The organism is Cetobacterium sp. (assembly GCF_048470075.1).
Classification (GTDB): domain Bacteria; phylum Fusobacteriota; class Fusobacteriia; order Fusobacteriales; family Fusobacteriaceae; genus Cetobacterium_A.
This window is the reverse complement of sequence record NZ_DBGBQB010000154.1, coordinates 1-8,849: the sequence shown is the minus strand read 5'-3', so window position 1 is coordinate 8,849 and position 8,849 is coordinate 1. Positions and strand designations below refer to the sequence as shown.

The following is an 8,849-nucleotide window of genomic DNA, read 5'->3' as shown; positions in this document are numbered from 1 at the left end:
GAAAATATAGAGATAAGTAATAAAAAACTAAATATAAAAGGAGAAAGTAAATTAAAAAGAATTCTGATTTTTTCAAAAAAATTTAATACGTATATAAAGGACATAAGCATAAATATAGTTAAACCTGAAAAAAAAGATCTTCAAATAAATTCTATTATGGATTTTATACCTATATCCACAAAAGTCTTGGGTGAAATAGGTACAGGAATTACTCATACATTAACAGGAGTTGTGGTTATGCTCACAGGAGCAGATGAAAATGGAAATCAAATATGTGAGTTTGGAAAATCAAATGGAATTTTGAGAGATGTAGTTAAATATGGAAGAGTGGGAACCCCTGAAATAGATGATTGGATAATACATATTGATATAGAAGTTTTTAAAAATGCTTATGTAGAAAGAGCATGTATAGATTGTTGCCATGAGATATGTGACATTTATATGGATGAAATAAGGGAAGTGCTTAGAGTAAAAAATGGAAAAGATGCAAATGAAAGGCATGACTATATAGATATACCTAATTTTAGTGGAAAGAAAATTATTATTTTAAAACAGGTAGCTGGACAAGGGGCTATGTATGACACAAGATTATTTTCAGAGGAACCTAGTGGATTTCGCGGAGGATATTCAATAATTGATTTTATGAATATACCTATTTTTATAAGTAAAAATGAATATAGAGATGGAGCTATAAGAGCTATGCATTAATATTTGGATAAAAAGAGATATAGGAGGGAGAGAAATGGGAGTTGGACCATCTACAAAAGAAACAACGCTTCATCATTTTAGGGATCCACTTTTAAAAATATTAGCAGAAGATAAAGAGTTTAATCTCTTAGGAGTTGTAGTTGTAGGAACACCTCAGTCCAATAGTGAGAAGTATTTTGTAGGGAAAAGGGCAGCAGTTTTAATAAAAAGTATGGGAGTTGAAGGGGTTATTTTTTCTCTTGATGGTTGGGGGAATAGTCATGTAGATTTTGAAAACACTATAAGAGAGTTAGGAAATAGAGGAGTTTGTGTTGTAGGAGTAAGTTTTATAGGGACACAAGGAAAATTTGTTGTAAAAAATAAATATATGAATACCATTGTGGATATAAATAAAAGTATTGAAGGGATAGAAACAGAGGTTGTTGGAGAGAATAGTGTTTCAATAGTAGATGCTAAAAAAGCTAGTGCACTTTTGAAATTAAAAATGAGGAGAGATAAAAATGAAAATTTCTAAGGAGATTATTGCGGTAGATTCTCATACTATGGGAGAAGCAACAAGAGTTGTTATCAGTGGTTTTCCATATATACGTGGAAATTCAATGCAAGAAAAAAAGAGTATCCTTATTGAAAATTTTGACTATATTAGAACAGCAATAATGCATGAACCTAGAGGACATAACGATATGTTTGGATCTGTTATTGTACCTCCAATAAATCCAGAGGCTGATTTTGGAATTGTATTTATGGATGGAGGAGGATATTTGAATATGTGTGGACATGGAACTATTGGAGCCATGACAATAGCAGTTGAGATGGGATTAGTTGAAAAAATAACTGAACCAATAACTAAGATTATATTAGAAACTCCAGCAGGATTGGTAAAAGGAGAAGTGCTTGTGGAAGGTGGAAAGGCAAAAGAGGTAAGTTTTAAAAATGTTCCATCGTTTCTTTATAAAAAAGATATTTTAGTGGATGTGCCAGAATTTGGAAAAAAATTAAAATTAGATGTGGCATTTGGTGGAAGTTTTTTTGCCATTGTAGAGAGTAAAGACCTTCAAATAGAGATTTGTCCAGCTAATGCAAATGAGATTAATAAAATAGGAATGGCAATTCTTAGAGCTGTGAATGAGCAAGTAAAAGTAGAGCATCCAGAACTAAAGCATATTAAGACAATAGATCTTGTAGAGATTTATGGAGCTCCTAAAAATCCAACTTCAACTCTTCAGAATGTTGTTGTATTTGGAGCAGGGCAATTAGACAGATCTCCTTGTGGAACAGGGACATCAGCTAAAATGGCCACTCTTTATGCAAAAGGAGAATTAGGAATAGGAGAAGTTTTTGTATATGAGAGCATAATAGGAACTCAGTTTAAAGGAAAAATTTTAGAAACTTTTGAAAAAGCTGGAATCACTTATATAATTCCAGAAATTACAGCAAGTGCATACATTACGGGGGTAAATCATTTGCTAATAGATATAGAAGATCCTCTTAAATATGGATTTTCTCTCAAATAAAAAATGGTGGGGGTGAGCGGATTGAATTTAGCCAATGTTCTTTTAGTAATTTTGGTAATAGCAGGGCTTATATTTTTATTTTTCTTTGTACAGGATTATAGAAATTCCTACTTAAATGGTGAGGTAGAAAAAGAGGGAGGAGTAGTTGTATTTTCTTTAACAGGATTAATTATAAATTTTTTTGATACTCTGGGAATAGGAGGTTTTGCTCCAATGACTGTTATCTTTAGACAGTTTAAATTAGTAAATGATAGAGTGATTCCAGGAACACTTAATACAGCAATGTGCATTCCAGTTGTAGTGGAGGCTCTTATATTTATTAAAGAAGTAAAAGTTGGTTCAATAACCCTTGTTTCAATGATTTTTTCAGCAGTAGTGGGAGCAGTTTTTGGAGCGGGAATAGTTTCTAAAATGAGTGAAAAAAAAATCCAAAGATGGATGGCAATAGCATTATTTGCAGTGGTTGTAATTATGATAGCTGGAAAGTTAGGGATAATGCCAACAGGAGGAGAAGCAACTAGACTTACAGGAGTTAAGCTTTTAATTGCTATAGTAGGAAACTTTATATTGGGAGCTTTGATGACGTTAGGAATTGGATTGTATGCGCCATGTATGGCGCTGGTATACTCTTTGGGATTGAGTCCAATAGTTGCATTTCCAATTATGATGGGATCATGTGCGTTTTTAATGCCAGCAGCAAGCATCAGATTTATAAAAGAAGATTCTTATAATAGAAGAGCTACATTAATCATAACATTGACAGGAATTGTGGGAGTAATTATAGCAGCGTATATAGTAAAAACACTGCCTTTGAATGTATTAGGATGGTTAGTTATTGTAGTAGTATCATATACAGCAACAAAATTAATGCTAGATTCTAGAAAAATTGATACTAATATTACCTAGAATATAGAAGAGGCTGTTCGTTTTTGAACAGCCTCTTTATATATTTCTTTAATGCTAAAGATATTTAAAAAATTATTGTGTTATAAGTTCTAGTTCAACAGGAATAAATTGAGGAACAGCCTCTTTTTTTACAATTTTATCAGCAGCTTCTATTCCCTTAGAACCAATTTCAGCTGGTTTTTGAGCGACAGTTGCAGCAAGTTTACCCTCTTTAACAGCTTTAACAGCATCTTCAGTGGCATCAAAACCAACAACTATAATATCATTTCTTCCAGATGCTTCAATAGCTTTTAGAGCTCCAAGAGCCATCTCATCATTGTGAGCGAAAACGGCATTAACTTCAGCTTGTGCTTGTAAAATATTTTCCATAACATTAAGTCCTTTAGTTCTATCAAAGTCAGCGGCTTGTTTTGCAACAATATCCAGCTTATTTTGAGCAGCCTTATTAAATCCTTCACCTCTATCACGAGCAGCTGTTGTTCCAGGAATTCCCTCCAATTCAACAACTTTATTATTTTTTCCATTTAAATTTTCTATGATAAAGTTTCCAGCCATCTCTCCACCGGCTACGTTATCAGAGGCAATATGAGTAACTACCTTACCTCCATTAGAGGCTCTATCTAAAGTTACAACAGGAACCTTATTACGATTGGCAGCTTTAACAGCAGATACAACAGCATCAGAATCAGTTGGATTTATTAAAAGAACATCCACTCCTTTAATAAGTAAATCCTCCACATTTCCTAACTCTTTAGAAGGGTCATTTTGAGAGTCTAAAACAACAATTTCATGTCCCATATCTTCTGCTTTGGAAACAGCTCCCTCTTTTAAAGTAACAAAGAAAGGGTTATCCTGTGTAGAAACTACCAACCCAATTTTAGCAGCTTCTGCCATAGTTCCCATACCTAAAGCGAGAATCATCAATCCTAAAAATCTTAATTTATTTTTCATACTACACCACCCATTAAATTTATTTTGAAGATTTTTTATCTATTAAAACAGCGACAAGAATAACTAAAGCCTTTACCATCATCTGATAATAAGATGATACATTTAAAAGATTTAAAGCGTTTCCAAGAACACCGATAATAATAGCTCCAAGAGCAGTTCCTGCAATAGTACCAACTCCACCAGCTAATGATGTTCCTCCTAAAACAACAGCAGCGATAGCATCAAGCTCATATCCAGAACCAGCAGTTGGTTGAGCTGAACCAAGTCTTGATGTAACAATAACTCCAGCTAATGCTGATAGAGCTCCACAAACTCCATATACTAAAGTTTTATATTTAGATGTATTTACTCCTGAAAGCTTAGTAGCTTCCTCATTTCCACCAATGGCATAGATATATCTACCAAACTTTAAATTAGTTAAGATATAGTATCCTGCAATAAAAAGAGCAATCATTATATAGATAGGGATTGGAATATCAAAAAGATATCCACCTCCTATATTGTCGAAAAAGTCTCCTCCATCTCTAACAGGGATAGGTTTACCATCTGTGAAAACTAGAGTTGCTCCTCTTAAAAGAGTCATAGTAACCAGAGTAACTATAAATGGCTGAAGTTTGGCATATGATATAAGTAAACCATTAAAAATACCAAAGATAGCTCCAATTACAATGGCGATAATAATTGCTAAGATTGGATTTATACCACTGGCTATTAAACTTGCTCCAAAAGCTCCAGTTAAGGCCAAAATAGATCCAACTGACAAATCGATTCCACCAGTTAAAATAACTAAAGTCATACCAATAGCTATCACTGAGTTTATAGATGTTTGTCTTAGAACATTTAGAATATTATTAACTGATAAAAATCTTGGATTTAAAAAAGAAACGATTATAGAAAAAACAATTAAACCGATTAAAGGCTTATTGTTATATATTTTTTTTAACATTATTTATTCAACTCCCACTGCATATCTCATTATTTTTTCTTGAGTAAACTCATTCTTAGAAAGAGTTCCACTTATTTTATGTTCATGGATAACCATAATTCTGTCACTTAATCCCATTACTTCAGGCATTTCAGAAGAGATCATAATGATACTAAGACCTTTTTTCTTTAGGTCATTAATAACATCATAAATCTCTTTTTTAGCTCCAACGTCTACTCCTCTAGTTGGTTCATCTAAAATAAGAATTTTAGGATTAGTTAAAAGAGCCTTTGCAATAGCTACTTTTTGTTGGTTTCCACCACTTAAATTTTTAATAATTTGATTAGGTGAAGGAGTCTTTACTCCAAATTTTTCAATATACTCATTAACCGATTTGTTTTCAGCACTTTTATTTAAACCTAATCTATTTGAGAAAAACTTTAAAGATGAAAGAGTCATATTCTCTTTGACACTTAACCCTAAAACTAATCCGTCCCCTTTTCTGTCTTCAGAAACATAGGCGATACCATGATTAACTCCAGATTCAGGTGATGTTATAGTAGTTTCTTTCCCATCTATAAAAATTTTTCCAGAAGATTTTTTATAATATCCATAGATAGTTTTTGCTAGTTCACTTCTTCCAGCTCCCATCAGTCCAGCCACACCCAAAATCTCCCCCTTTTTTAGAGAGAAAGAGGCATTTTCAACATATTCTCCACAAAGGTTTTCAACTTTTAGAACTTCCTCTCCAGGAGTTACTATAACATTGGGAAATTGTTCACTTAAAGTTCTTCCAACCATTTTTTCAATAATATAGTCCTCATTAATATCTTTAACCTCTGCTTCAGATATGAATTTTCCATCTCTTAAAATGGTTATATCATCACAGATAGCTGGTATCTCTTTTAATCTATGAGAGATATAGATGATGCTTTTTCCTTCAGAAGTTAACTCTCTGATAACTTTAAAAAGACTTTCAGTTTCTTTGTCTGTTAAAGCATCAGTGGGCTCATCCATAACGATAAGTTTAGCGTTTTGAGAAAGAGCCTTAGCGATCTCTATCATCTGCATCTTACCTATAGTTAAATCCTTTACTAAAGTTTTTTCACTATCCTCAACATTTAAAAGGTCTAAAATAGATCTAGCTTCTCTATGCATAAGTGACCAATCAATTTTACCAAGACTATTTGTAATCTCTCTTCCTAGAAAAATATTTTCAGTTATACTCATGTGTTGAATTAAATTTAGCTCTTGGTGTATAATGGCGATACCAGCTTCCTGAGAATCTTTGGTTCCCTTAAAAGTCACTTCCTCTCCATGATAAAAAATTGTTCCAGAATCTTTAGTATAGATACCAGTCATTATTTTCATAAGAGTTGATTTTCCAGCTCCATTTTCTCCCATTAAAGCCATCACTCTACCTTTATAGGCATTTAAAGAAGCTCCATCCAATGCCTTTACTCCAGGGAAAGATTTACATATATCTTTCATTTGTAAAACAATCTCTTTTTTCATTTAAAAAACTACTCCTGACTTTAAAATAATATTTGCATATGGAGTGCATTCACCAGTTCTAACGATTGCCTCACTCTCTTTTGTAATCTCCTTAAACTCTGTATGAGGAACCTCAACAATTTTAGGATTCATTCCATTTTTAATAAAAGTTTCTAAAATTTCGTTGTAAACTTTAGGGTTTATTGATTTAATCTCAGAAGCTAAAACAATCTCTTCAACCATCATCTCACTAAGAATGGCATCTAAAGTTTTAATAAAGCTAGGATATCCAGCCTCAATAGCTAAATCAATTCTTTTTACTCCCTTTGGAAATGGTAATCCAGCATCACAAATTGTAATGTGAGATGTGTGTCCGATTTTCGCTATTTCATAAGAAAGTTCGCTATTTAACAGTTTTCCTTTTTTCATAATCTATTCTCCTTTAAAATTTAATACCTCTTCAAGGGTAGGAATTGAAGTTTGAGCACCAACTCTAGTAACAGATATGGCAGCGACTTTAGTTCCTCTATCAATTGCTTCATCAAATGATAAACCAGAAGCAAGACCATTGACAAAACCACCAATAAAGCTATCACCAGCAGCAGTTGTATCCACAGCTTTAACTTTATAAGCAGGGAATGATTTTTTTTCAGTTTTGCTTATGAACATAGACCCCACACTACCTAGGGTAACAATTAAGCCTTTAACCCCTTTATCTAAAAGTATATTAGCTGCTTCTATAACACTTTTCTCATCAGTGACAGGGATTCCAGATAGAATCTCTAGTTCAGTTTCATTGGGAATTATGTAGTCAGCATTAGAGATAATCTCCTCATCTAATTTATTAGCAGGAGCGGGATTTAAAATAGTTATTTTCCCTAACTCTTTAGCTTTTTTTAATGAATATTTAACTGTATCCATAGGGATTTCCAATTGAGTAACAAGTATATCACAATTTTTTATACTATCTAAATGTCTATCAATATATGCAGCATCCACATCATAATTAGCACCAGGAACAACGATAATTCTATTTTGACCATTTTCCTCTACGATAATTTTAGCAATTCCAGTAGCCTCATCACAATATTCGATGTTAGAAACATCCACTCCATCTTTTTTCATGGAGTTTAAAATAATATCTCCCATACCCTCTTTACCAATCTTACCTAGCATAGAAACAGGAGTGTTCATCTTACCGATAGCAACAGCTTGGTTAGCCCCCTTTCCACCTGGAATTTGCATGAATTTTTTACCTAAAAGAGTTTCACCACCACGAGGCGCTCTCTCACAGATTGTGACTAAATCCATATTTATACTTCCAACAACGACAATTTTTTTCATGTTAAAATCTCCTTAAAAATGATTTATTGTGATTAAATAGTGTACACAATAAGTTTAAAAAATACTTCTTATATTTAATTTAGCACACTAAAAAATTAATGTCAATAAAATAAAAACTGAAACTTTGTGAAAAGTTTCAGTTTGGTTTGGGGTTATTTAGTTGGGATTGTTACCTCTACACGATTTTCATAGGCTTTTTTAATTGCACCTAAAATATCTCCATGGCTATCTCTTAAACTCATAGTAGCACCTGCAGTAATATCAGCTACCTCTTTTTTTTCAGCTTCGGTTAAACTGTTATATTTTTCCTTATCCTTTTCATTTCTGCTATTTTCTTTTAGAGGTCTACCATTTACATCTGAATAAAGTTTTGTGAAAATAAGTTCTAATTCATTAACTGTCTTACCTTTAAATTTCTCTTGGAAAAAATCCATCTGTTCATCCCACTCATTTTTAGGATTCATTCCATAAGTAGCTCCACGCTGTCTTTTAGTTTTCCAGTTGTCAACTTCATTTGCGATATTAGTAGGAGTGTTTTCAGTTTTTCCAATCACTTTTTTAGTTTTATGATCAGTGGAGTTATATCCCTCAGCACCAGGCCAACCAGAAAAGTGTGGCATACTTTCACCATCATAATTTGGAGAACTAACTTCTAAGGCATCAACAACAGCATTTATAATTTTACCTTCAGCGTCAAAAAGTACAGCAGCATCAACATAGTTAAAGCTATAGACCTGTTGTCCTTCACTGTCTTTACCTGGACCTATTCTAAAGTTTGATGTTTGCCCTAAACCTTGATAAACTTTGGTTTCACCAGCAAAAGTTGTAACAGAACTACAAAGTAAAATTGCTGCAAAAGATAATGGTAAATATTTTTTTATCATTAAAATCACTCCTTTAAAATAAGTTAACTGCTAGGTAGTACGTATATACTCTATTTTTTTGAAAAAAACAAGAAAAAATTTTTTTCTAAAGGAATTTTTAAAACAAAAGAGAATAATGTAATA

Annotated in this window: 10 protein-coding genes; 4 read left to right on the top strand and 6 right to left on the bottom strand. The window is 32.7% G+C overall.

Annotated elements, in window-relative coordinates; all coding sequences use genetic code 11:
* From ACMOUI_RS05470 to ACMOUI_RS05455, 4 genes are all read left to right on the top strand, one after another.
* On the top strand, positions 1–708 hold a 708-nt coding region (locus tag ACMOUI_RS05470), incomplete at its 5' end, for a hypothetical protein (protein WP_418964727.1).
* A 34-nt stretch (positions 709–742) separates the two neighbouring features.
* The gene (locus ACMOUI_RS05465; protein WP_418964726.1) at positions 743–1,222 is read left to right on the top strand and encodes a glycine/sarcosine/betaine reductase component B subunit; all 480 of its coding nucleotides are present in this window, start codon (positions 743–745) and stop codon (positions 1,220–1,222) included.
* Positions 1,209–2,222 carry a proline racemase family protein gene (locus ACMOUI_RS05460; RefSeq protein ID WP_418964725.1) on the top strand — a complete coding sequence of 338 codons (1,014 nt, stop codon included), beginning with the start codon at positions 1,209–1,211 and terminating at the stop codon, positions 2,220–2,222. The genes ACMOUI_RS05465 and ACMOUI_RS05460 overlap by 14 nt, the downstream gene beginning before the upstream one ends.
* 3 nt (positions 2,223–2,225) lie before the next feature.
* Positions 2,226–3,128, top strand: a complete 903-nt coding sequence (locus ACMOUI_RS05455; RefSeq protein WP_418964724.1) for a hypothetical protein — start codon at positions 2,226–2,228, stop codon at positions 3,126–3,128.
* A gap of 72 nt (positions 3,129–3,200) precedes the next feature.
* On the opposite strand, the gene rbsB is transcribed toward ACMOUI_RS05455, so the two are convergent.
* The 6 genes from rbsB to ACMOUI_RS05425 all read right to left on the bottom strand — a co-directional run bounded on the left by rbsB (position 3,201) and on the right by ACMOUI_RS05425 (position 8,726).
* On the bottom strand, positions 3,201–4,079 hold the full coding sequence (gene rbsB, locus ACMOUI_RS05450) for a ribose ABC transporter substrate-binding protein RbsB (RefSeq protein WP_418964723.1): 879 nt from the start codon (positions 4,077–4,079) through the stop codon (positions 3,201–3,203).
* Positions 4,080–4,098: 19 nt separating this feature from the next.
* Positions 4,099–5,025 carry a ribose ABC transporter permease gene (gene rbsC, locus ACMOUI_RS05445; protein WP_418964722.1) on the bottom strand — a complete coding sequence of 309 codons (927 nt, stop codon included), beginning with the start codon at positions 5,023–5,025 and terminating at the stop codon, positions 4,099–4,101.
* 3 nt (positions 5,026–5,028) lie between these two features.
* Positions 5,029–6,519 carry a ribose ABC transporter ATP-binding protein RbsA gene (gene rbsA, locus ACMOUI_RS05440; protein WP_418964721.1) on the bottom strand — a complete coding sequence of 497 codons (1,491 nt, stop codon included), beginning with the start codon at positions 6,517–6,519 and terminating at the stop codon, positions 5,029–5,031.
* Positions 6,520–6,927, bottom strand: coding sequence for a D-ribose pyranase (gene rbsD / locus ACMOUI_RS05435; protein WP_418964720.1), 408 nt, complete (start codon positions 6,925–6,927; stop codon positions 6,520–6,522).
* Between the two features lie 3 nt (positions 6,928–6,930).
* Positions 6,931–7,842 (bottom strand): ribokinase, encoded by a 912-nt coding sequence (rbsK, locus tag ACMOUI_RS05430; RefSeq protein ID WP_418964719.1) that lies wholly within the window; start codon positions 7,840–7,842, stop codon positions 6,931–6,933.
* A 152-nt stretch (positions 7,843–7,994) separates the two neighbouring features.
* Positions 7,995–8,726, bottom strand: a complete 732-nt coding sequence (locus ACMOUI_RS05425) for an FMN-binding protein (protein ID WP_418964718.1) — start codon at positions 8,724–8,726, stop codon at positions 7,995–7,997.
* Positions 8,727–8,849: the final 123 nt, after the last annotated feature.